The organism is Nocardioides sp. REDSEA-S30_B4, from assembly GCF_001627265.1.
GTDB lineage: Bacteria > Actinomycetota > Actinomycetes > Propionibacteriales > Nocardioidaceae > Nocardioides.
This window is the reverse complement of record NZ_LUPI01000097.1, coordinates 1-22,687: the sequence shown is the minus strand read 5'-3', so window position 1 is coordinate 22,687 and position 22,687 is coordinate 1. Positions and strand designations below refer to the sequence as shown.

Annotated in this window: 17 protein-coding genes and 2 pseudogenes; 7 read left to right on the top strand and 12 right to left on the bottom strand. The window is 72.0% G+C overall.

The genetic code is table 11. The features are described 5' to 3' along the window. The first annotated feature begins 222 nt into the window (after nt 1-222). Complete coding sequence (locus tag A6R01_RS16630; protein WP_292608280.1) at nt 223-1,185, top strand: type IV toxin-antitoxin system AbiEi family antitoxin; 963 nt, start codon at nt 223-225, stop codon at nt 1,183-1,185. 107 nt (nt 1,186-1,292) lie between these two features. On the opposite strand, the gene A6R01_RS16625 is transcribed toward A6R01_RS16630, so the two are convergent. From A6R01_RS16625 to A6R01_RS16605, 5 genes and pseudogenes are all read right to left on the bottom strand, one after another. Next, on the bottom strand, nt 1,293-1,682 hold the full coding sequence (locus A6R01_RS16625; RefSeq protein WP_292608278.1) for a DUF3017 domain-containing protein: 390 nt from the start codon (nt 1,680-1,682) through the stop codon (nt 1,293-1,295). Between the two features lie 10 nt (nt 1,683-1,692). After that, nucleotides 1,693-2,547: a bifunctional methylenetetrahydrofolate dehydrogenase/methenyltetrahydrofolate cyclohydrolase gene (locus A6R01_RS16620; RefSeq protein WP_292608275.1), complete on the bottom strand. Its 855-nt coding sequence runs from the start codon at nt 2,545-2,547 to the stop codon at nt 1,693-1,695. A gap of 20 nt (nt 2,548-2,567) precedes the next feature. Then, nucleotides 2,568-4,163: a bifunctional phosphoribosylaminoimidazolecarboxamide formyltransferase/IMP cyclohydrolase gene (purH, locus tag A6R01_RS16615; protein ID WP_292608272.1), complete on the bottom strand. Its 1,596-nt coding sequence runs from the start codon at nt 4,161-4,163 to the stop codon at nt 2,568-2,570. Nucleotides 4,164-4,296: 133 nt separating this feature from the next. Beyond that, entirely contained in the window at nt 4,297-4,905 is a 609-nt protein-coding gene (gene purN / locus A6R01_RS16610; RefSeq protein WP_292608283.1) for a phosphoribosylglycinamide formyltransferase, read from the bottom strand. A 120-nt stretch (nt 4,906-5,025) separates the two neighbouring features. After that, nucleotides 5,026-6,216 (bottom strand): annotated as a pseudogene (locus tag A6R01_RS16605) (DUF6350 family protein); the annotation flags it as partial. Nucleotides 6,217-6,266: 50 nt separating this feature from the next. On the opposite strand from A6R01_RS16605, the gene A6R01_RS16600 reads away from it, so the two are divergent. From A6R01_RS16600 to A6R01_RS16590, 3 genes are all read left to right on the top strand, one after another. Beyond that, complete coding sequence (locus A6R01_RS16600) at nt 6,267-8,018, top strand: hypothetical protein (RefSeq protein WP_292608269.1); 1,752 nt, start codon at nt 6,267-6,269, stop codon at nt 8,016-8,018. Nucleotides 8,019-8,111: 93 nt separating this feature from the next. After that, on the top strand, nt 8,112-8,651 hold the full coding sequence (locus tag A6R01_RS16595; protein WP_292608266.1) for a sigma-70 family RNA polymerase sigma factor: 540 nt from the start codon (nt 8,112-8,114) through the stop codon (nt 8,649-8,651). Further along, on the top strand, nt 8,644-9,435 hold the full coding sequence (locus A6R01_RS16590; RefSeq protein ID WP_292608264.1) for a hypothetical protein: 792 nt from the start codon (nt 8,644-8,646) through the stop codon (nt 9,433-9,435). Before A6R01_RS16595 ends, A6R01_RS16590 begins: the two co-directional genes overlap by 8 nt. 82 nt (nt 9,436-9,517) lie before the next feature. On the opposite strand, the gene sucD is transcribed toward A6R01_RS16590, so the two are convergent. Both sucD and sucC read right to left on the bottom strand, forming a co-directional pair. Further along, complete coding sequence (gene sucD / locus A6R01_RS16585; protein WP_292608261.1) at nt 9,518-10,411, bottom strand: succinate--CoA ligase subunit alpha; 894 nt, start codon at nt 10,409-10,411, stop codon at nt 9,518-9,520. A 30-nt stretch (nt 10,412-10,441) separates the two neighbouring features. Beyond that, a pseudogene (gene sucC, locus A6R01_RS16580) lies at nt 10,442-11,567 on the bottom strand (ADP-forming succinate--CoA ligase subunit beta). 371 nt (nt 11,568-11,938) lie between these two features. Here sucC and A6R01_RS16575 point away from each other — a divergent pair. Continuing rightward, on the top strand, nt 11,939-12,343 hold the full coding sequence (locus A6R01_RS16575; protein ID WP_292608258.1) for a hypothetical protein: 405 nt from the start codon (nt 11,939-11,941) through the stop codon (nt 12,341-12,343). Further along, the gene (locus A6R01_RS16570) at nt 12,340-12,873 is read left to right on the top strand and encodes a M23 family metallopeptidase (protein ID WP_292608255.1); all 534 of its coding nucleotides are present in this window, start codon (nt 12,340-12,342) and stop codon (nt 12,871-12,873) included. The genes A6R01_RS16575 and A6R01_RS16570 overlap by 4 nt, the downstream gene beginning before the upstream one ends. A gap of 126 nt (nt 12,874-12,999) precedes the next feature. Here A6R01_RS16570 and pcrA read toward each other — a convergent pair whose 3' ends face one another. The 5 genes from pcrA to A6R01_RS16545 form a co-directional block, all read right to left on the bottom strand. After that, entirely contained in the window at nt 13,000-15,432 is a 2,433-nt protein-coding gene (gene pcrA, locus A6R01_RS16565; protein ID WP_292608252.1) for a DNA helicase PcrA, read from the bottom strand. Nucleotides 15,433-15,476: 44 nt separating this feature from the next. Beyond that, nucleotides 15,477-17,522 carry a choline BCCT transporter BetT gene (gene betT, locus A6R01_RS16560; protein ID WP_292608249.1) on the bottom strand — a complete coding sequence of 682 codons (2,046 nt, stop codon included), beginning with the start codon at nt 17,520-17,522 and terminating at the stop codon, nt 15,477-15,479. A gap of 13 nt (nt 17,523-17,535) precedes the next feature. Further along, on the bottom strand, nt 17,536-19,269 hold the full coding sequence (gene betA, locus A6R01_RS16555; protein WP_292608246.1) for a choline dehydrogenase: 1,734 nt from the start codon (nt 19,267-19,269) through the stop codon (nt 17,536-17,538). Next, nucleotides 19,266-20,798, bottom strand: coding sequence for an aldehyde dehydrogenase family protein (locus A6R01_RS16550; RefSeq protein ID WP_292608242.1), 1,533 nt, complete (start codon nt 20,796-20,798; stop codon nt 19,266-19,268). Before A6R01_RS16550 ends, betA begins: the two co-directional genes overlap by 4 nt. Before the next feature lie 258 nt (nt 20,799-21,056). Continuing rightward, the gene (locus A6R01_RS16545; protein ID WP_292608239.1) at nt 21,057-21,419 is read right to left on the bottom strand and encodes a hypothetical protein; all 363 of its coding nucleotides are present in this window, start codon (nt 21,417-21,419) and stop codon (nt 21,057-21,059) included. Nucleotides 21,420-21,871: 452 nt separating this feature from the next. On the opposite strand from A6R01_RS16545, the gene A6R01_RS16540 reads away from it, so the two are divergent. Further along, the coding region (locus A6R01_RS16540) for a DUF222 domain-containing protein (RefSeq protein ID WP_366925124.1) at nt 21,872-22,687 on the top strand (816 nt) is incomplete at its 3' end.

Sequence of the window (22,687 nt, the reverse complement as noted above, 5' to 3'; positions counted from 1 at the left end):
GGCTTCCACACCCCAGCAGAGGTCTTCGCTAAGTTGCTCGCCGAAGACCAAGCCAAAGGTGTTGCGACCACCCCTTGAATCCGCCGTCGCTCGCGCACGCATGACACGTCACTGACGCACGGTCGGGCCACCAGTTCTCCACACTGGGGCCCGACCGTTCGTCGTTCCACAGCCTTCACCCGACCGGCCCCGCGGGTCGCCGTGCCGGGTCAGGGTCGGCGCATGATGCTCCCGCCCTCCCACCCGTTCACCACCGCGCAGGCCCTCGAGCACGGCACCAGCCGCGGCCAGCTGCAGCGTGCCGTCGAGCAGGGTCTGCTCCGCCGCGTGCTCCTCGGCGTGTACGCCGGCACCGACCTGCCCGACACCCCGATGCTGCGCGCCCGGGCGGCCGCGCTGGTGCTGGCGCCCACGCACGTCGTCTGTGACCGCAGCGCGGCCTGGCTGCACGGGATCGACCACCTCGACCCACGCACGCGCGACGTCCCTCCCCGCCTGGAGGTCGTCGCCATGGACGGCACCCGCACCCGCGCGAGCGGCACCCGTGGCGGCACGCGCGCCCTGTTGGCCGAGGACGTCATGGACCTCGACGGCGTCCCGGTCACCACGCCGGCTCGGACGGCCGCCGACCTCGCCTGTCGCTTCGGGCGGCTGGGTGCGATGGGCGTGCTCGACCAGTTCGCACGACACCACCACGTCACCGAGGCCCAGCTGCGTCGACTGCTGATCCGCTTCGGGGGTCGACGCGGGGTCACCCAGTTCCGCGAGCTGATCAACTACGTCGATGCCCTGGCGGAGTCCCCCGCCGAGTCCTGGGTGCGGCTGCTGATCCGCGACCACCAGCTCCCCACGCCGACCTCGCAGGTCGAGGTGGTGCTCCCCGAGGGGACGTTCCGTCTCGACCTGGCCTACCCCCACCTGAAGGTCGCCGTCGAGTACGACGGGGAGGAGCACCACTCCAGCCCCGCCGACCGCGCCCGGGACCTCGCCAGGCGTGCGGCGCTGGCCCGCGCCGGCTGGCACGTGATCGTGGTGCGCAAGGACGGGCTCTCCGGCGCCGGGGAGGATCGGTGGACGCGGGAGCTCCGGGCGGTCCTGGCCGACCGGGTCGGTTCGGACCGGCCGAGGTACGCGCGGGCAGAGGGCTCCGGCGTACCTCGGTGGCGGGGGTCGTGGCGGGACTGACGAGACGGCCACCGACGCATGCGCCAGCGACCTGTCGGCCGTGCGTCAGTGACGGTTCGGCCGTGCGTCAGTGACGGTTCGGCCGTGCGTGAGTGACGGTTCGGCGCTCAGGCGCCCGGCTGGTTGGGCACCGTGTGGGCGAGGAACAGCAGCAGCCCGCCGAGGGTGCCGAGCAGCACCACGTCGACCAGGCGGTGGCGCACGGCGAGCATCCCGGCGTCCTTCGCGGGCATCAGCAGGCGCAGCGCCGAGGCGGCGATGAGGGCCCCGGAGATCCAGGTGACGCCGAGGCGCCACTCGTGGCCGAGCCAGGCGATCGCCACGCCGACGGCGGCCGCGGCGAGGACCCAGAGGTAGAAGAAGCCGCCGAGGGTGGAGGGGTAGCGACGCCCCTCCTCCTCGGCGATCTCGTCGGCGATCTCGGAGGTGTCCGGCACCACGTCAGCGTCGGCGGTGGCGTCCAGGGGTACGCCGTCGGGCTGGTGGTCCTCGGTCACCCGCGCCACGCTACCGGGCGATCCCCGCGGCCCGCTCGGCCATGTCGACGATGTTCGACAGCAGCATCGCGCGGGTCATCGGGCCGACCCCGCCGGGGTTCGGCGAGACCCACCCGGCGACGTCCCAGACGGCCGGGTCCACGTCGCCGGCGATCTTGCCGTCGACCCGCGAGACGCCCACGTCGAGCACGGCCGCGCCGGGCTTGACCATCTCTGCGGTGATGATGCCAGGGACGCCGGCCGCCGCCACGACGACGTCGGCCTCGCGCACGTGCTTGGCCAGGTCGCGGGTGCCGGTGTGGCACAGGGTGGTGGTGGCGTTCTCGCTGCGACGCGTCAGCAGCAGGCCCATCGGGCGACCCACCGTCAGGCCGCGACCGACCACGACGACCTCGGCTCCGGCGAGCTCGATGCCGTGGCGGCGCAGCAGCTCGATGCAGCCGACCGGGGTGCACGGCAGCGAGCCGGGCACGTTGAGCGCCAAGCGACCCAGCGACACCGGGTGCAGGCCGTCGACGTCCTTGTCGGGGTCGACCCGCGAGAGCAGGGCGAACTCGTCGAGACCCGTGGGCTGCTGGATGAGGAAGCCCGTGCAGGACGGGTCCTCGTTGAGCCGGTCGATCTCGGCCTCCACCTCGGCCTGGCTGGCCGTGGCCGGCAGGTCCACGCGGATCGACTCGATGCCGATCTCCGCGCAGTCCTTGTGCTTGGCACCGACGTACCAGTGGCTGCCCGGGTCGTCGCCGACCAGCACCGTGCCGAGGCCCGGGACGACGCCGTGCTCCTTGAGCGCGGCGACGCGGACCTTCAGCTCCTCCTTGATCGCCTTGAGGGTGGCGCTGCCGTCGAGCTTCTGTGCGGTCATCTCAGTGCGCTCCTCGTCGATCAGTGGAAAAAGTGCCGCGTGCCGGTGAAGTACATCGTCACGCCGGCGGCCTTGCAGGCCTCGATGGTCAACTCGTCGCGGACCGAGCCGCCGGGCTGCACGATCGCGGTGACGCCGGCGTCGATGAGCACCTGCGGGCCGTCCTCGAACGGGAAGAACGCGTCGGAGGCGGCCACCGCGCCGCGGGCGCGCTCGGTGCCCTCGGCGAGGCTGTTGGCGCGCTCGACGGCGAGCTTGCAGGAGTCGACGCGGTTGACCTGGCCCATGCCGATGCCGACGGAGGCACCGTCCTTGGCCAGCAGGATCGCGTTGGACTTCGCCGAGCGGCAGGCGCGCCAGGCGAAGGCGAGGTCGGCCAGCACCTCGGGCGAGGCGGCCTCGCCGGTGGCGAGCGTCCACGCCGACGGGTCGTCGCCCTCGGCCTGGAACGAGTCGCGCTGCTGCATCAGCAGGCCCCCGGAGACCGGGCGGGTCTCGACGCCGCCGCGCTCGAGGTCCTCGCAGACCAGGATGCGGATGTTCTTCTTCCCCTGCAGCACCTCGACGGCGCCGTCCTCGTAGCCCGGCGCCACGATGACCTCGGTGAAGACCTCGGCCACCTGACGGGCCATCTCGACCGACACCGGGCGGTTGGCGGCGATCACGCCACCGAACGCGGAGACCGGGTCGCAGGCGTGCGCGCGGGCGTGCGCCTCGGCGATGTCGCCGCCGACGGCCACGCCGCACGGGTTGGCGTGCTTGATGATCGCCACGGCCGGCTCGTCGAAGTCGTACGCCGCCCGGCGGGCCGCGTCGGTGTCGACGTAGTTGTTGTAGGACATCTCCTTGCCGTGCAGCTGCTCGGCACCCGCCAGCCCGGCGGGGCCGTGGCCGGTGCGGTAGAGCGCGGCCGCCTGGTGCGGGTTCTCGCCGTAGCGCAGCACGGCCGAGCGCTCCCAGGTCGCGCCGGCCCACGCGGGGAAGCTCGCCCCCTGATCGGACTCAGCCTCGGAGGAGTCGGTGAGGACGTTGCCCATCCAGGAGGCGACGGCCACGTCGTAGGACGCGGTGTGCACGAAGGCCTCGGCGGCCAGCTGCTTGCGCTGCTCGAGGGTGAACCCACCCGCCGACGTCGCGGCCAGCACGTCAGCGTACCGCTCGGGGCTGGTGACGATCGCGACCGAGGGGTGGTTCTTCGCGGCGGCGCGCACCATCGACGGGCCGCCGATGTCGATCTGCTCGACGCACTCGTCGGGCGAGGCGCCCGAGGCGACGGTCTGAGTGAAGGGGTAGAGGTTGGAGACGACCAGGTCGAACGGCTCCACCTCGAGGTCCGCCAGCTGCTGGACGTGGGAGTCCAGGCGGCGGTCGGCCAGGATGCCGGCGTGGACCCGCGGGTGCAGGGTCTTCACGCGGCCGTCGAGGCACTCGGGGAAGCCGGTCAGGTCCTCGACCTTGGTGACCGGCAGGCCCAGGCCCTCGATCAGCCTGGCCGAGCCACCGGTGGACACGAGCGTCACGCCCGCGTCGTGGAGGCCGCGGACCAGCTCCTCCAGCCCGGTCTTGTCGTAGACGGAGACCAGGGCTCGCCTGATCGGGATGCGGTTCTCGCTCACGGACTCTCCTGCAGGATCGCTGCGGTCGACGCGGTCACGGTCCCGGGGCACCCAGGCGGACGATGCCCCGACTCGGTCACTCCCCGGTGGTCACCCACCTGCGCCAGTCGTGTGGGCCGCAGCCTACCGGCTCTCAGCGCCCGAGGATCCCTCGGCGTCCCTCGACCCGGAAGCCCTCCCGGGCCATCCGTCCGACGGTGTCGACGAGCATGCCGCGCTCGGCGACCTTGATGCGCTCGTGCAGCGACTCGACGTCGTCGTCGTCCTCGACCGGCACGGTGCTCTGGGCCAGGATCACGCCGGTGTCCACGCCCTCGTCGACGACGAAGAGCGTGCAGCCGGTGACCTTCACGCCGTAGTCCAGCGCGTCGCGCGGCCCGTGCATCCCCGGGAACGACGGCGACAGCGCGGGGTGGGTGTTGACCGTCCGGCCCCCGAAGGCGGCCAGGAACGCGCCGCCCACGAGCTTCATGAAGCCGGCCAGCACGACCAGGTCGGGCTCGTACGCCGCCACCTGCTCGGCCAGTGCCGCGTCCCACTCCTCGCGGGACCCGAAGTCGCCGACGCGGGTGACGAAGGTGGGCACCCCGACCCGCTCGGCGCGGGCCAGGCCCTCGATGTCGTCACGGTCGGCGCCCACCGCGACCACGGCGGCGCCGTACGCCGGGTCCGCGCAGGCGTCGAGCAGCGCCTGCAGGTTGGTGCCGGAACCGGAGACGAGGACGACGAGGCGGGCGGTCACCCGCCGCAGACTAGGGCAGGCCGTGCGCGAGCGACCTCTCGGCCGTGCGCCAGCGACCGGCGGTCGGGCGCGGGCCGCGCGGCGCTGCCAGGCAGTCATCGCCAGGCCGCCGAGGAGGCCACCGAGGCCGAAGGTGGTCAGGCACTGCACCAGGACGTCGCCGGCCAGCGGGGAGACGTCACGCATCCGGCCGGGGCCGACCGCTCCCCCGGCCAGCCCGGCGAGCACCGCGAAGGCCACCGCGGCCAACGCACCGCCGACGCAGCCGCGGAGCGCTCCCTCCTCCCAGCGCAGGGTCGGGGCGACCTGCTGGGCCCGGGCTGTCGCCACCGCCGCCACGACGACGGGCAGCACGACCAGGGCCGCGGTCCAGGCGGGCGGCTCCCCCGCGTCGGGCAGCGCCGCCAGCATCGGGAACATCGGCAGCGGCCCGAGGACCACCACCGACGGGCTCACCAGCGTGCCGGCACCGGCGGTGAAGCCCGGCCCGGCGAGGTAGGCGCCGGAGAACGCCACCGCGTTGGGCAGCAGCACCAGCGAGACGAGCACCACGATCGCGACGTCGCCGGCACCGGAGTGCAGCTGCGACATGACGTTGGCCGCGGTGCCGAGGTCGAGGGCGAAGGAGACGAGGAAGGCCACCAGGGCGACGAGCAGCCACGTGCGGATCACCCGGCGCGCGGTCCGCACCGACTCCACCAGGCTCACGGGGGCACCGGCCACCCAGATCGCCGCGCGCCCCGAGCCGATCGCCACCGCGGGGCCGCCGACCAGCAGGCACAGCAGCGCCGCCCAGGTCACGACCCCGCCGGTGCCGAGGGCGCTGGCCCGGGTCGAGGCCAGCGACGCCGTGACGATGCCGGCGACGGCGTACCCGATCAGGAGCAGCGCGACCGCGACCGGCACGGTCCAGTCGCGCTCGCCGTCCTCGATGCCGTCGGCGTCGGGGCCGTGGCCGGAGACCAGCTGGCCCACGCGCAGGCCGGCACGCCAGGTGCTCCAGGCCGCCAGCAGCGTCACGCCGAGGGGTACGACGGTGAGCCGGACCCCCTCGACCGAGACACCGGACCCGTGGCCCATCAGCCAGGCCGTCGCGCCGACCCGCAGGCCGTCGGAGGGCTGACCGTGCGAGCCCGCGTCGGCGAGGAACCAGCCGACGACACCCACCCCGAGGCACACCAGCAGCGGCCCCAGGGCGGCCAGCAGGCCGCCGAGGAACGCCACCACCGCGAGCGGGAGCCGCGGTCCGGGTCGGGAGTCGGTGCCCCGCGCTCGGGCGGGGCCGGTCGGCCGCGAGATCAGGGAGGACATGACCTGCCCATCATCGCCGCCAGGCCCCCCTCATTATGGTTGGACGCGCCATGAGGGACCCAGAGGAGTTCGACGCGTTCTACAAGGACGCCCGGGACCGGCTGCTCGTGCAGACGTTCGCCCTGACCGGGGACGTCCGCGCCTCGCGCAGCGCGGTCCGCCGGCACACCGCCCGCCGCTGGCACAGGGAGCGCGGCCTCGAGCCGGAGGTCGCCGCGACCCTGGAGGCGCTGGGGAAGCTGACCTACAACCAACGTCGGGTGCTGCTGCTGACGCACCTGGCCACCGTCAGCCTCGACCAGATGGCCCGCGAGGTCTCCCAGACCGTGGAGACCACGACCCGCGAGCTGCAGACCGCGACCTCCCAGTTCGCCGTGCACCGTGACGTCCCCACGACCGTCGTGCCGACGGTCCTGCGCAGCCTCTTCGAGACCACGCTCGACGCCCGCTGGCCCCGGGCCTCGATCATCCGGCGTGCCGGTGCCACCCGCCGGCGTACCCACACCGCGGTGGGGGCCGTCGTCGCCGTCGCCGCGGTGGCCGTCGCCGGCGCCGTGGTCTCCGACCCCGCCGGCGTCCGCCCCACCCTCGACCGCGAGCCCGTCGCCGCGCTCTCCACGCCGAGCGCCCCGGCGCCGTCCGCCCCGCAGGAGACCGACGTCCTCCCCACCTCGGCCATGGTCTCCGTGGACCGGGTCGCCTCGCTGCTGCCCGGCAGGGACTGGGAGGAGCTCTCGACCCACGACAACACCCACGGCGACGGCCTGGTGATGCCCTGCCAGCAGGCGAGGTACGCCGACCCCCGTGTCGTCGACGCCCTGGTCCGCGAGATCAAGACGCCGCGGGGAGCCGACCCGCGGCGCAGCGTGGTCGCGAGCACCGAGGCCTCCCGCAACGAGCGGGCCGCCGGCCGCGCCATGGGGCGGCTCACCGAGTGGTTCGCCCGCTGCCAGGCCGAGCGCAGCCAGCTGCTCTCCACCAGCACCGTCACCGGCGTCGGCGACGAGGCGCTGCAGATCGTGCTCCGCGACTGGGCGGACCCGGTGACCACCACCGTCGTCGGGCTCGCCCGCACCGGTCGCTTCGTGGTCACCACCACCTCCTCGGTCCGCGACGACCGGCTGGAGGCGCCCCAGGCCCAGACCCTGCTGCTGGCCGCCGCCGTCGACGGGGTCTGCGACCTGCCCGGCGGCTCCGCCTGCTCCCGCGGTACGCCGAAGACGCAGCGTCGCGACGCGCTGCCCGTCGGCGATCCCGCGACGATGCTGGTGGAGGGTGACCTACCCCCGGTGAGCAGCGTCGACGCGCCCTGGGTGGGCACCCGCCCGGAGAAGGTGCGCGGCCAGAACGCCGCGGCCACCCGCTGCGACAAGACCTCGTTCTCCGGCACCACCGGCGGGGAGCGGATGCGGGCCTCCTCGACCCGCACCTTCCTCATCCCCGAGGCCGAGCTGCCGGTGGAGTTCGGCCTCACCGAGACCGTCGGCCGGCTGCCGGAGAAGCAGGCCCGGTCCTTCGTCTCCACGATCCGCCGCAAGATGGACTCCTGCTCCGACCGCGAGCTCGGCACCGAGGTGGTGACCGCCGCCTCGCGCAGCTCGGCGAAGGAGGAGCTCGCCGTGTGGCACGTGACGGTCGAGGTCACCGAGAACCGCTCGGTGAAGTACTTCATGGCCGTGGCCCGCACCGGCGGTCAGCTCCTGCAGCTCGGGTTCATCCCGGCCCCCGGCGTCGAGATGGACCGTGGGGCGTTCCTCGCGCTCGCCGAGCGCGGCCTCGAGCGCCTGCGCTCGGGCAGCTGACCGCGCGCTCCCCCGGAGCACCGCCCCAGAAATACCTGCGGCGGGGTGCAACCGCCCCGCGCCCCGCGGCGTACACACTGCGAGGACGGCGACGTGGCCGTCCCCGGAGACGAGAGCAGGACGATGGACGAGGTCGAGTTCGACGACTTCTACACGACCTCCTACGCCCGCGTCGTCGGTCAGGTGTACGCCATGATCGGCAGCCGCGACGAGGCCGAGGAGTGCGTGCAGGAGGCGTTCGTGCGGGCGTGGGCCCACCGCCGGTCGCTGGACCGTGCGGGCCACCCCGAGGCATGGGTGCGCACGACGGCGTACCGGCTGGCGGTCAGCCGCTGGCGCCGGGTCGCGAGAGGACGACGCCCGGCCGACCGGGCCCTCGCCTCCCCCACCACGGCGGCGGCGCCGAGCGAGGCCCACGTGGCGCTCGTGGCGGCGCTCAAGCAGCTGCCGGAGGCCCAGCGACGGGCCCTGGTGCTGCACCACCTCGCGGACCTCCCGGTCCACGAGGTCGCCCGCGAGACCGGTGTCCCCGAGGGCACCGTCAAGGCGCGGCTCTCCCGCGGGCGGGCCGCCCTCGCCGCCCTGCTCGCCGACCACCAGACCACGCTGCCGGGAGGAGCGACCAGTGCCTGAGAACGACCTCTTCGAGAGCTTCACGACGATGGACCAGACCGACCTGCACCCGCTGCCCGCCTCCGAGGTACGCCGACGTGGCGACCGCCTCCGCCGGCGCAACACCGCGCTCGCGGTCGCCGGTGGCACCGTCGCGGCGATGACCGCGATCGGCGTGCCCGTGGCGCTGAGCCAGGACGGCACGGACGCCCGTCCCGACCCGGGCCTCTACGCCACCGACGGCCCGAGCACCGACGCGGTCGCGTGGCGCGTCGACGTCCCCGAGGACTTCCCGCTCACCGACGGCTTCCCGCTGGAGGACCCCGACCGCACCCAGGTGCTCCCGGAGTACCAGCCGCAGGCGGTCGGCCCGTGCGCCACCAGCCCCGCCTGGGACGTCTCCGGCGCCCTCGAGAGCCTGCAGGCGGTCTACACCGACCCCAGCCAGGGCGGCATGGACCGCGTCGTCTCGGTCTACGAGGACGACACCACGGCCGCGGCCGCGCTGGAGGAGCTGCGCACGCAGGCCGAGTCCTGCCGGCCTCAGGGGCAGCCCCGGGTCTCCGCCGAGGTGCTGACCAGCGACCTGGGCGAGCAGTCCGTGGTGTTCGTCAACGGCTACGACGACACCGGTGAGGGCTTCCTCCACCAGGCGGTCCGGGTCGGCAACGCGGTGCTGTACTCCACGTCGTACTTCCAGGGCGCCGGGGACCCCGCCGTCGTCGAGACCGAGCAGGAGCGCGAGCAGGACCGCAGCGCCGAGGTCGTCGCGCAGATGTGCGTCTTCGCCGCCGACCCCTGCTGAGCGACCCACCCATCCCGCCACAGCACGCACGAGCGCCCCCGACCCGGAGGTCGAGGGCGCTCGTGGCGATCCGGGGTGCGGATCAGAGGTTGTTCATGATCTCCCGCATCAGCTCGGCGGTCTCGGACGGCGTCTTGCCGACCTTCACGCCGACGGCCTCGAGGGCCTCCTTCTTGGCCTGCGCGGTGCCCGCCGAGCCCGAGACGATGGCGCCGGCGTGGCCCATCGTCTTGCCCTCGGGGGCGGTGAAGCCGGCGACGTAGCCGACGACCGGCTTGGTCACGTTGTCCTTGATGTACGCCGCGGCCCGCTCCTCGGCGTCGCCGCCGATCTCGCCGATCATCACGATCGCCTTGGTGTCGGGGTCGGCCTCGAACGCCTCGAGGGCGTCGATGTGGGTGGTGCCGATGATCGGGTCACCACCGATGCCGATCGCGGTGCTGAAGCCGAAGTCCTTCAGCTCGAACATCATCTGGTAGGTCAGCGTGCCCGACTTCGACACCAGCCCGATGGGGCCCTTGCCCGCGATGGTGTGCGGGGTGATGCCGGCCAGCGACTCCTCGGGCGTGATGATGCCCGGGCAGTTCGGACCGATCATCCGGGTGCCGTTGTGGTTCTTGTCCGACTGCAGGTAGGACCAGACCTCGGCGGTGTCCTGGACCGGCACGCCCTCGGTGATGACGACCAGCAGCTTGATGCCGGCGTCGATCGCCTCGATGCAGGCGTCCTTGGTGAAGGCCGGCGGAACGAAGACGACCGAGACGTCAGCGCCGGTCTCCTTCATGGCCTCCTCCACCGAGCCGAAGACCGGCTGGGTGGTGCCCGCCAGCTCGACGGTGGTGCCGGCCTTGCGCGCGTTGACGCCGCCGACGATGTTCGATCCCGCCTCGATCATCAAGGTGGTGTGCTTGGAGCCCATCCCACCGGTGATGCCCTGGACGATGATCTTGCTGTCCTTGTTGAGGTAGATGCTCATGTGCTCGTTCTTCTCGTCTCTCGTCCGGGCTCAGGCGTTGGCCAGCTCGGCGGCCTTGTCGGCCGCGCCGTCCATGGTGTCGACCGTGGTCACGAGCGGGTGGTCCAGCTCGGCCAGAATCGCGCGGCCCTTGTCGACGTTGTTGCCGTCCAGGCGCACCACGAGGGGCTTGGTGGCGGCGTCGCCGAGGATCTCCAGGGCGCCCTTGATGCCGTTGGCGACCTCGTCGCAGGCGGTGATGCCGCCGAAGACGTTGACGAACACGCTCTTGACCTGGGGGTCGTTGAGGATGACGTCGAGGCCGTCGGCCATGACCTGCGCGTTGGCGCCGCCGCCGATGTCGAGGAAGTTGGCGGGCTTGACGCCGCCGTGCTTCTCACCGGCGTACGCGACGACGTCGAGGGTGCTCATCACGAGGCCCGCGCCGTTGCCGATGATGCCGACCTCGCCGTCGAGCTTGACGTAGTTGAGGCCCTTGTCCTTGGCCTTCGCCTCGAGCGGGTCGGCCTCCTCGCGGATCTCGAACTCCTCGTGGTGCGGGTGGCGCACCTCCGAGGCGTTCTCGTCCAGCGAGACCTTGCCGTCGAGGGCCTCGAGCTTGTCGCCCTCGAGACGCGCGAGCGGGTTGACCTCGACGGATCATCGCCACGGCCTGCTCGAAGACGGGCTCGGGGAACTTCGCCTCGGTGGCGATCGCACGGGCCTTGGCCTCGTCCACACCGGTGCCGGGGTCGACGGCGATCTGCTTGACGGCGTCGGGGTTGGTCTTGGCGACCTCCTCGATCTCCACGCCACCCTCGACCGAGGCGATGCAGAGGTACTGCCGGTTCGCGCGGTCGAGCAGGAAGGAGAAGTAGTACTCCTCCTGGGGCGGGGTCGCCGGCGTGACGAGCACGCGGTTGACCGTGAGGCCCTTGATCTCCATGCCGAGGATGTTGGAGGCGTACTCGAACGCCTCGTCCGCGGTCTTGGCCAGCTTCACGCCGCCGGCCTTGCCGCGGCCACCCGCCTTGACCTGCGCCTTGACCACGGTCACGCCACCGATCTCCTCGGCGGCGGCCTTCGCGGCCTCGGGGGTCTCGACGACGACGCCGAGCGTCGTGGCCACACCGTGCTTGGCGAAGAGCTCCTTCGCCTGGTACTCCATCAGGTCCACTGGTCCACCAGTTCTTCTCTGTTGTCGTTCGGGCCGACTTTCGCGGCTCTCGGCGCTGGCGGCGCGCGGCAGTGATCGCACGCGGCGCCCCGGGCACCTTAGACCCGCGCCCGTGCTGGGGACGAGGGGCAGGGGCGTCGACGTGATGCACGTCATGTGACCTGCCGGTAGCTGCGAGGACAACCGGAGGACACCGCGAGGCGTCCACGGCGGTCTAGCCCAGATGGCGCCCGGGGGGCCGCGAACGTAACGGTTCTGCATCGTCGGGCGTTGGCCCGTCGAAGCCCCCACTTCGTCCGGGACCCACCCTTTCGGTTATCGTCTCGGGACGCAGCACAGCAGCACGCCCCCAACCCCGGAGATCGCACTTCATGGGTCAGACCCGAGACGAGCAGGCCGCCTACGTCGGTCGTCGTCGCGCGAGCGTCGCTGCTCCCGAGTCCGGCACCCCGACCACGCCGTACGTCGGCAAGCGTCGCGCCGCCACTCCCACGCTCGAGCGTCCGGCCCTGACGTTGCCCGCCGAGACGATCCGCGTGCCGGCCGCACGCGTCGAGCAGCCCACGCCGGTCCCGGTCACCTCCGGACGGCGTCGCGCCGACGTGGACACCGCCACGATCGAGCGGGTGCTCGCCGACCTCGAGCCGGTCGACGCCTCCACGTCCTTCGCCGGTGAGGACACCGTGATCCTCCCGCTCGAGCTCACCCGCCAAGCCGCCGCCGGTCGCCGCCGCGCCGCACGCCGCACCACCCGCACGTCCGCCCCGGCGTCGTGAGCCGCGACGGAGACCGGGCTGCCGCCGAGTCCGCCGATCTCGAGGCCCAGGTCGAGGCGCAGGCCGAGCAGCGCAACGAAGCCTTGGGCCAGCTCGCGCAGAAGGCCGAGCAGCGCGCCAGCGTCCTCGCCGAGAACCGCTGGGTCCTCCCGCTGGCCGGCTACCGCCTCACCGCGACCTTCGGCGAGTACGGCCTGTGGTCGAGCTACCACACCGGCCTGGACTTCGCCGCCGACTCCGGCACCTCCCTCGTCGCCGTGGCGCGCGGTGTGGTCACCTCCACCGGCTACGACGGCGCCTACGGCAACAAGACCGTCCTCACGCTCGAGGACGGCACCGAGGTCTGGTACGCCCACCAGACCTCGATCTACGTCTCCGCCGGCGACGTCGTCGCCCCCGGTGACGTGATCGGCACCGTCGGCTCGACCGGCAACGTCACCGGCCCGCACCTGCACCTGGAGGTGCGCCCCGGTGGTGGCGACCCCGTCGACCCGCGGGCGGCGCTGATCGCGAATGGTGTGACTCCCTGACGACCCTCGCTGGTCGAGGTGCGACGAGCGCCAGCGAGGAGCCTCGAGACCCGGTGACGCGGTCGCCGACTTGACGGGGCCTCGAGGCTCGGCCGTGGCCGGCCTCGCACCTCGACCAGCAGTTCGCTACAACTTCTCCACCGGCGCGTAGCGCAGCAGCAGCCGCTTGACGCCGTCGGAGCCGAAGTCGATCGAGGCGACCGCGCGGTCGGCCTCGCCCTCGACGGACACGACCGTGCCCAGGCCGAAGGAGTCGTGGGTGACCCGGTCGCCGGCGGCGAGCGAGGGCACCGGGCGGTCGCGCTTGCGCGACTTCGACGCAGCGTCGGCGCGGGCCGCGGCGGCGGAGAAGTTGCGCCGACCCGAGGCGGTGGGGCTGCCCATCCCGCCGCCGGGGGCACCGAGAGACCCGGAGAGGTCGGGCCGCGACCAGCGGGTCTGGGCCCCCTCGGTGCGGCGCCAGTCGACCAGGTCGACCGGCATCTCGTCGAGGAAGCGCGACGCAGGGTTGTGCGATGGCGCGCCCCACGCCGAGCGGACCACCGCACGGGAGAGGTAGAGACGCTCGCGGGCCCGGGTGACGCCGACGTAGGCCAGGCGCCGCTCCTCCTCGAGCTCGGTCTGGTCGCCCAGCGCCCGCGAGTGCGGGAAGACGCCGTCCTCGAGGCCGGTGAGGAACACGATCGGGAACTCCAGCCCCTTGGCCGTGTGCAACGTCATCAAGGTGACGACCCCGACGTCCTCGCCGTCCGGGTCGTCGGGGATCTGGTCGGTGTCGGCCACCAGCGCGACCCGCTCGAGGAAGTCGGTGAGACCGGGCTCGACCAGCCCGGCGTCGACGTCGGCGGGGTCGGCAGACGGCCCGGCCTGCGGGTCCTCGGCGAACTCGCGGGCCACCGCGACGAGCTCGGCGAGGTTCTCCAGGCGGGTCGCGTCCTGCGGGTCGTCGGAGTCCTCCAGCGAGGCGAGGTAGCCCGAGCGCTCGAGGGTCGTCTCGAGGACCACGTCGGCCCGCTCGCCGCCGTCGACCATCGACTGCAGCTCCTGCACGAGGTCGACGAAGCCGCGGATGCAGCTCAGGGAGCGGGTCGCCAGGCCCGGGGCCTCGTCGGCGCGCTGCAGGGCCGACCAGAAGGAGATCCGCTCGCGCTCGGCGTACGCCGAGACGCAGGCCACCGCGCGGTCGCCGATGCCGCGCTTGGGGGTGTTGAGGATGCGCCGTAGGGAGACCTGGTCCTCGGGGTTGGCCAGCATCCGCAGGTAGGCCAAGGCGTCACGCACCTCGCGGCGCTCGTAGAACCGCACGCCCCCGACGACCTTGTAGGGCTGCCCGGTGCGGATGAAGATCTCCTCGAAGACCCGGGACTGGGCGTTGGTGCGGTAGAACACCGCGACGTCGCCGGGCTTGGCGCCGCCGTCGACCAGGGTGTCGATCTCCCCGGAGACGAAGCGGGCCTCGTCGTGCTCGTCGTCGGCGACGTAGCCGACGATCCGCTCGCCGTCGCCGGCGTCGGACCACAGCCGCTTGGGCTTGCGGCCCTTGTTGTGGCCGATGATCCCGTTGGCGGCGGTGAGGATGGTCTGGGTGGAGCGGTAGTTCTGCTCCAGCAGGATGGTCGCTGCGTCGGGGAAGTCCTCCTCGAAGTCGAGGATGTTGCGGATGTTGGCGCCGCGGAAGGCGTAGATCGACTGGTCGGCGTCGCCGACGACCATCAGCTCGGCGGGCGGGACCCGCTCGCCCTCGGCCTCGACCGAGGACTGGTCGAGGGGGTTTGCGCAGAGCTGGTGGATCAGGGCGTACTGCGCGTGGTTGGTGTCCTGGTACTCGTCGACCAGCACGTGCCGGAAGCGCCGGCGGTAGGTCTCCTTGATCTCCGGGAAGGCCTCGAAGAGGTGGACCGTGGTCATGATCAGGTCGTCGAAGTCCAGCGCGTTGGCCTCGCGCAGGCGCCGCTGGTAGAGCGTGTACGCCGCCGCGTAGGTCTCCTCCAGCTTGTTCTTCGCCTCGGCCGTGACCTGCTCGGCGTCGCGCAGCTCGTTCTTGTGGTTGCTGACCCAGTGCAGCAGCGCACCGGGCTGGTAGCGCTTGGGGTCCAGGTCGAGGTCCTGGACGACCAGCGTCATCAGCCGCTTCTGGTCCTGGGCGTCGTAGATGGAGAAGTTGGACTTCCAGGTGCCGCCCTCGCGCTCGAGCGCGCCGATCTCCTTGCGCAGGATGCGCACGCACGCGGAGTGGAACGTCGAGACCCACATGATGCGGGCGCGCCTGCCGACGAGCTCCTCGACGCGCTCCTTCATCTCGGCCGCGGCCTTGTTGGTGAAGGTGATGGCCAGGATCGAGCCCGGGTGCGCCTTGCGCTCGGAGATCGTCCAGGCGATGCGACGGGTCAGCACCCGGGTCTTGCCCGAGCCCGCGCCGGCCACGACCAGCAGCGGCGATCCCTCGTGGACGACGGCGGCCCGCTGGGGCTCGTTGAGCCCCTCGAGCAGCGCGTCGGCGGAGGGACCGGTCCGGGGGGTGCGCGGGGTCTCGAACAGCGTCTCGGTCAGCTCACTCATGCTGCCCCCAGCCTACGTCCGGCCGGGGACAGCACGAGTGCCGGTCAGGCGTCCGCCAGCCGGAGGAACTCCAGGTGCCGCTCGTACTGGTCGAGCACGTCGTCGATGAGCTGGGCCCGGGTGTAGCCCATGACGTCGTAGCCCTGGCCGCCGTCGCGCAGGTGCACCTCGAGGCGGTAGTAGCGGTCGCCGCCGCGCGGCACCCGACCGCCGTACGACGGGAGCGCGGCCGCGCAGCGCTGCACGCGGTAGACGAAGGGCTGCTCCCCCACGCCGGCGCGCAGCTCGGCAGCGGGCTCGGCGTCCTCGTCGATCACCGACTCGACCACCACGTCGACACCCTGCGCCTCGAACTCGCGGGCGACCTCCTCCAGCGCCGGCGTGGCGTCCTGGGCGAGGTACTCGTCCGCGCGCTGCCGGTCGGGGAAGTCCATCGCCCGGTGCAGCCTCGCCTGCCACGGAGCCCGACCCCGTCGGTCGCGCTCGGCCAGCGTGGTGCGGCCCGACAGTGCCCCGGTCACCGCACGGCGGCTGTCGGCGAGGTGCCCCTCGGCGGACAACGCCTTCCACAGGCCCCACATCACGCCGATCATCACGACCGCGAACGGCAGCCCGATGATGACGGTGGCGTACTGCAGCGCGTAGATGTTGCCGGCCGCGACGATGGCCAGCGTGAGCGCACCGGTGGCGACGGCCCAGAAGATGCGCAGCGGGGCGCCGGCGTCGTGGTGGGGCGACTTCAGCGTGCTGGAGAGGTTGGCCATCACCAGCGCGCCGGAGTCGGCGGAGGTCACGTAGAACAGCAGCCCGATGAGGATGAACGCGCCGGCGACGAAGGTGAAGCCGGGGTACTCCTGCAGCAGCGACCACAGCGCGGTGTCGGGGCCGCTGGCGGCGTTCACGACCTCGCGCAGGTCGGTGTTGCCGCTGCGGATCTCGCTGATGGCGGCATTGCCGAAGATCGTCACCCACATGACGATGTAGCTGAACGGGATGATCATCGTGCCGGCCACGAACTGCCGGATCGTGCGGCCGCGCGAGATGCGGGCCAGGAACAGGCCGACGAAGGCCGCCCACGCGATCCACCAGGCCCAGAAGAACAGCGTCCAGAAGCTCATCCAGTCGCCGGTGTCCTCGTAGGCGAAGGTCTCGTTGGTCAGCCCCGGCAGCATTCGGACGTAGTCGCCGACGTTGACGACCAACGAGTTCAGCAGGAAGGCGGTGCGGCCGGTGAGCAGCACGTACGCCGCCAGGCCGATGGCCAGCAGCACGTTGAACTGCGAGATCAGCTTGATGCCCTTCTCGACGCCGGTGACCGCCGAGAGGGTGGCGATGCCGATCGCCAGCACGACCAGGCCGATCTGCACCGGCAGCCCGACCGAGAGCCCGAAGACGACGTCGAGCCCGACGTTGAGGCTCACCACGCCGATGCCCAGCGAGGTGGCGACACCGAAGATGGTGCCCAGGATCGCCGCGGTGTCCGCCGCGGTGCCGATGGGGCCGTTGATGCGTTTGCCGATGATCGGGTAGAGCGCCGAGCGCACCGCCAGCGGCAGCCCCATCCGGTAGGCGAAGTAGGCCAGCGCCATGCCCATCAGGGAGTACATCCCCCACCCGGAGATGCCGTAGTGGAACAGCGTCCACACGGTGCCCTCCCGGGCCGCCTGCACCGTGCCGCCCTCGATGACCGGCGGGTTGAGGTACTGGTACGCCGGCTCGTAGACGGCGTAGAAGACCAGGTCGGTCCCGATGCCGGCCGCGAAGAGCATCGCGGCCCAGGCGCCGGTGGAGAACTCCGGCCGGGAGTGCTCGGGGCCCAGGCGCACCTTGCCGTAGCGCGAGAAGCCCAGGAAGAGCACGAACACCAGGACCGTGGTGGTCAGGGCGATGTAGTACCAGCCCAGGCTGGTGCTGACCCACCCGACGATCGTCTCGAGCGTCGAGTACGCCTGGTCGGGCACGGCCACGCACCAGATCGTCACCGCCAGGGTGACAGCGGCGGCGGTGAGGAAGACCGGCCGGTTGAGCGTCCAGTCCGGCTGGTCGTCGGGCGTGCCCGCGTCGACCGGGCGATGCTGCGTCGTGGTCATCGTCAGCTCCTCCTCAGCGGACCCGGACGGTGCCGGGGACGGCGGCGTCGTTGCGCGGGTCGCCCTCGGGGTAGAGCGGCATGCCGGTGCCGTGCTTGTAGAACGGGACGTCGAGCGCCTCGAGCGGCTCGTTGCCGGCGATCAGGTCGGCGGCCTTCTCGGCCAGCATCATCACGGGGGCGTAGATGTTGCCGTTGGTGACGTAGGGCATCACCGAGGCGTCGACCACGCGCAGGCCCTCGACGCCGTGGACCTTCATCGACGTCGGGTCGACCACGGCGTCCTCGCCGGTGCCCATCTTGGCCGTGCACGAGGGGTGCAGCGCGGTCTCGGCGTCCTCGGCGACCCAGTCGAGGATCTCCTGGTCGGTCTGCACCGAGGGTCCCGGCGAGATCTCGCCGCCGGAGAACGGCTTGAACGCCGGCGCCTCGAGGATCTCGCGGGCCTTGCGGACCATCTCGATCCACTCGCGGCGGTCGTTCTCGGTGGAGAGGTAGTTGAACTGCATCGCCGGGTGCTCCAGCGGGTCGCGGCTCCGGATCTTCAGCCAGCCGCGGACGTCGGAGTACATCGGGCCGATGTGGACCTGGTAACCGTGCTCGGCCGCGGGCTGGGAGCCGTCGTACCTGATGGCGATCGGCAGGAAGTGGAACATCAGGTTGGGGTAGGACACGTCGTCGTTGGAGCGGATGAACCCGCCCGCCTCGAAGTGGTTGGAGGCACCGACGCCCTTGCGGCCGAAGAGCCACTCGGCGCCGATGCGCGGCTTGTGGCGGTGCTTGAGCCACGGTGCGATCGAGACCGGCTGGGTGGCCGCATGCTGGATGTAGACCTCGAGGTGGTCCTGGAGGTTGGCGCCGACGCCCGGCAGGTCGGCGATCACGTCGATGCCGAGGCTGCGCAGGTGGTCGGCCGGGCCGATGCCCGAGAGCTGCAGCAGCTGCGGGGAGTTGATGGCGCCGCCGCACAGGATGACCTCGCCGGCCTCGACGCTGCGCTTGAGCTTGTAACCGCGCAGGTAGTCGACCCCGGTGACCCGCTTCCCGCTGGTGCGCAGGCCGGTGACCATCGAGAGCGTGTGGACGGTGAGGTTCTTCCGCTTGCGCACCGGGTGGAGGTAGGCCTGCGACGCGGAGAGCCGGCGGCCGCGGTGGACGTTGCGGTCGAAGCGCGCGAAGCCCTCCTGGCGGTAGCCGTTGACGTCGTCGGTCAGCGGGTGGCCGGCCTGCTGCGCGGCCTCGAAGAAGGCGTTGAACAGCGGCGAGGTGGCCGGGCCCTGCTCGAGGACCAGCGGGCCGGAGCCACCGCGCCACGCGTCGGCGGCGACGGTGCCGTCGGCCAGCATGCGCGTCTCCATGCGCTTGAAGTACGGCAGCACGTGCGCGTAGTCCCAGGTCTCCATGCCCGGGTCGGACGCCCAGCGCTCGTAGTCCATCGGGTTGCCGCGCTGGAAGATCATCCCGTTGATCGAGGAGGACCCGCCGAGCACCTTGCCGCGCGCGTGGTAGATCCGGCGTCCGTTCATGTGCGGCTCGGGCTCGGACTCGTACTTCCAGTCGTAGAGCCTGTTGCCGATCGGGTAGGGCAGCGCCGCCGGCATGTGGATGAACGGGTCGAGCTTGGTGTCGCTGCGACCCGCCTCGAGCACCAGCACGCTGACCGAGGGGTCGGCGGAGAGCCGGTTGGCGAGGGCGGACCCGGCGGAGCCCCCGCCGACGATGACGTAGTCGTAACGCTCGGTGCTCACTTCTCGGATCCCTTCTCCTCGGTGCTGCCCTCGGTGCTGTCGCTGAACCAGCCCGCACGCGCGGGTCGGGTGTTGTGCCAGATGTGCTTGGTCTCGCGGTACTCCTCGAGACCGGCCAGCCCCAGCTCGCGGCCGATGCCGCTCTGCTTCATCCCGCCCCACTCGGCCTGCGGGACGTACGGGTGGTAGTCGTTGATCCAGATCGTGCCGTGGCGCAGCCGGGCCGCGACGCGCTCGGCGCGACCGGCGTTCTCGGTCCACACCGCCCCGGCGAGGCCGTAGATCGTGTCGTTGGCGATCGAGACGGCCGCCTCCTCGCGCGCCTCGCGGTCCGCGCCGGTGAAGCGCTCGACGGTCAGCACCGGGCCGAAGCTCTCCTCCTGCACGCACGACATGTCCGCGGCGCAGTCGTCGAGGATCGTCGGCAGGTAGAAGAACCCCTCGTCGTACGCCGCCCCCTCGGGTCGCGCGCCGCCGCAGCGCAGGGTCGCGCCTTCCTCGAGCCCGGCCGCGACGTAGGCCTCGACCTTCTCGCGATGCGCTGCGGAGATCAGCGGCCCGGTCTCGGCCGAGTCGTCGAAGGGGCCGCCGAGGCGGATCTCCTTCGCCCGGCGCACCAGCTCGTCGACGACCTCGTCGTGGACGGTGTCCTCGACGATGAGCCGGGCCCCGGCCGAGCAGACCTGCCCGGAGTCGAGGAAGACCGCCGTGAGGGCGTTGTCGATGGCCGCATCCAGGTCGGCGTCGGCGAAGACGATGTTGGGGTTCTTGCCGCCGAGCTCCAGGGCCACGCGCTTCACCGTCGGGGCGGCCGCGGCCATGATCCGGCGGCCGGTCACGACGCCGCCGGTGAAGGACACCAGGTCGACCTCCGGGGCCTCGGTGAGCACCGGTCCCACCGCGTCGCCGGCACCCGTGACGAGGTTGGCCACGCCCGCCGGCAGGCCCACGTCGCTCAGGGCGTCCATCAGCCACATGGCCGTGGACGGCGTCAGCTCGCTCGGCTTGAGCACGAAGGTGTTGCCCGCGGCCAGCGCCGGCGCGACCTTCCACGCGGTCTGCAGCAACGGGTAGTTCCACGGCGTGATCAGGCTGCACACGCCCACCGGCTCGTGCACGACCCGGCTCCGCACGTCGGGCATCCCGGGGTCGACCACGCGACCGGACTCGGCCTGGGCGAGCGAGGCGAAGTGCCGGAACACCCCGACGATGTCGTCGACGTCGATCTGGCTCTCCACGAAGCGCTTGCCGGTGTCGAGGGACTCCCGGCGGGCGACCTCGTCCTTGTCGGACTCGAGCCGGTCGGCCAGGCGGTGCAGCAGCGCCGCCCGCTCCGGCGCCGGGGTGCGGGGCCAGGGACCGTTGTCGAAGGCGCGGCGGGCGGACAGGACGGCGGCCACCGCGTCGTCGGCACCGCCCTCGGACACGGTGCGCACCGGCGTACCGTCCGCGGGGCAGCGGATCTCGCGGGTGCCGCCATCGGCGGCGTCACGCCACTTTCCGTCGATGAAGAGGCTCGGGTCGGACATGGGGATGCACGGCTCCTCGGGTCGGTGTCTGCGTCCGACGCCGGGCCGTGCGAGTGGGTGCTGCGACCACGGCCGCACCCGGCGTCCACGTGGCGGTGATGGCGGCGCGACCGCGAGGGCCCGACGGGGGCGTCGAGCACGTGGCCGCCTCACCCCAGTGACAGCAGCGTGCCTACCTGAGAGCAGGCTGAAACGTCCCCTGGCTCACACCGGGGGATTCTTTACCCCTGGGCGGGGCGGCGCCCCAGGGCCAACGGGTCAGGCCCAGGCGTGCGCGGGCGACCAGAAGACGGCGATCGCCACGTTGAGCACCGACAGCGCCAGCAGCCCGGCCCACAGGCCCTGCGGGATGCTCGGCTTGCGCACGTTGACCATCACCAGCACGAGGACGACCAGGCCGATGAGCAGCTTGACGCCGACCTTGGTGTTGTTCGGCTCCTGGTCCCCGGCCGAGAGCACCCCGACCAGCGCGAGCCCGGCGAGGAACGCGGTGCCCGCGCCGTCACGCATCGCCGCGTTCACCTTCTTCTCCCCCGGGCCCGCCTGGGCGATCAGGCCGCCGATGAGCGCGGCGAAGCCGAGGATGTGCACGAACAGCAGGATCAGGCGCAGGGTCTCCACGCCTGGATCGTACGGCCTCACCACCCCAGGTCGTGTCCCCACCGCTGGTCGACGCGGCGCGCCAGCGCCGTCTCGAGACCCCGCCCCCACCGCTGGTTGAGGTGCGAGGAGCGCCAGCGACGAGCCTCGAAACCCCGTACGCCGACAAGCAACCTGCTCCACGGGGCGACTGGAGGGTTCCTCGTGAACCCCTTTCACGGCACGCCCTCCGGTCCTTGTCGACTCGGTGGTCGGGGTGGGTGGGCGCCTGGACGTTCGCGCTGCAGCAGGTCCTTCATTGATCGAAACCGTGCTTGCGGTCGACTTCGATTTCGGTACCTGGTCGCGGTTCGCTCGACCCCTTCGGCCCGCTGGGGTGCTCGCTTGGGTTGCGCTTGATTCGTCCTCCACACATTCGATCCGGGGCCCGCAACAGGGTTTCCTTCGAACTGGTGTTCTAGTAGAATCTGGTCATGGCACTCGGACACCAGGATCAGTCGGCACAGGACTCTCCTGTCCCGACCGGTGACCTGCTGACCGAGATTCGCGACCTCGACCAGGCCGCTGACCAGGCCGACCGGGACCGGTTCATCGCCATCGCCGAGTGGGCTGAGCGCCACACCACCGGCGCCCTGCTGCCCGACCTCTACGGCACGTTCGGGCTGCCCGACGACGACGCCCACACCGAGGCCGAGAACGCGTGGGTGTCCCGGTTCGGGATGCCCGGCGCCGACACCATGCTCGAGCTCGCCGGCCCGGGTGCACCGGAGATCAGCGAGTTCGCGGTCCTCGAGCTCGCCGCCGCCCTCGGTCGCTCGACCGACTCCGGGCGGATGCTGCTCTCAGACGCCGTCGAAGCCCGCTACCGACTCCCCAAGATCTGGCAGCGCCTCCTCGACGGCCAGGTCCAGGTCTGGCGAGTACGCCGCGTCACCGACCTCACCCGCGCACTCACCGCAGAAGCAGCGGCGTTCGTCGACGCCCACCTCGCCCACGTCATCCACACCGCCTCCTTCACCACCGTCAAACGACTCGTCGCCGAAGCAGCCGCACGGTTCGACCCCGAAGCGACCGAGATGGAAGAGGCCGACACCCAAGCGACGCTGCACGTCACCCTCGACCTGAACACCGCCTGGTCCATCGGCACCGCGAGCGGCGTCCACCTCACCGGCCTTCTCGACCGGGCCGACGCCGAAGAGCTCGAGCACGCCATCCGCACCATCGCCGACCAACTCGCCGCCGCCGGCTCCACCGACCCCCTCGACGTCCGCCGCGCCAAAGCCCTGGGC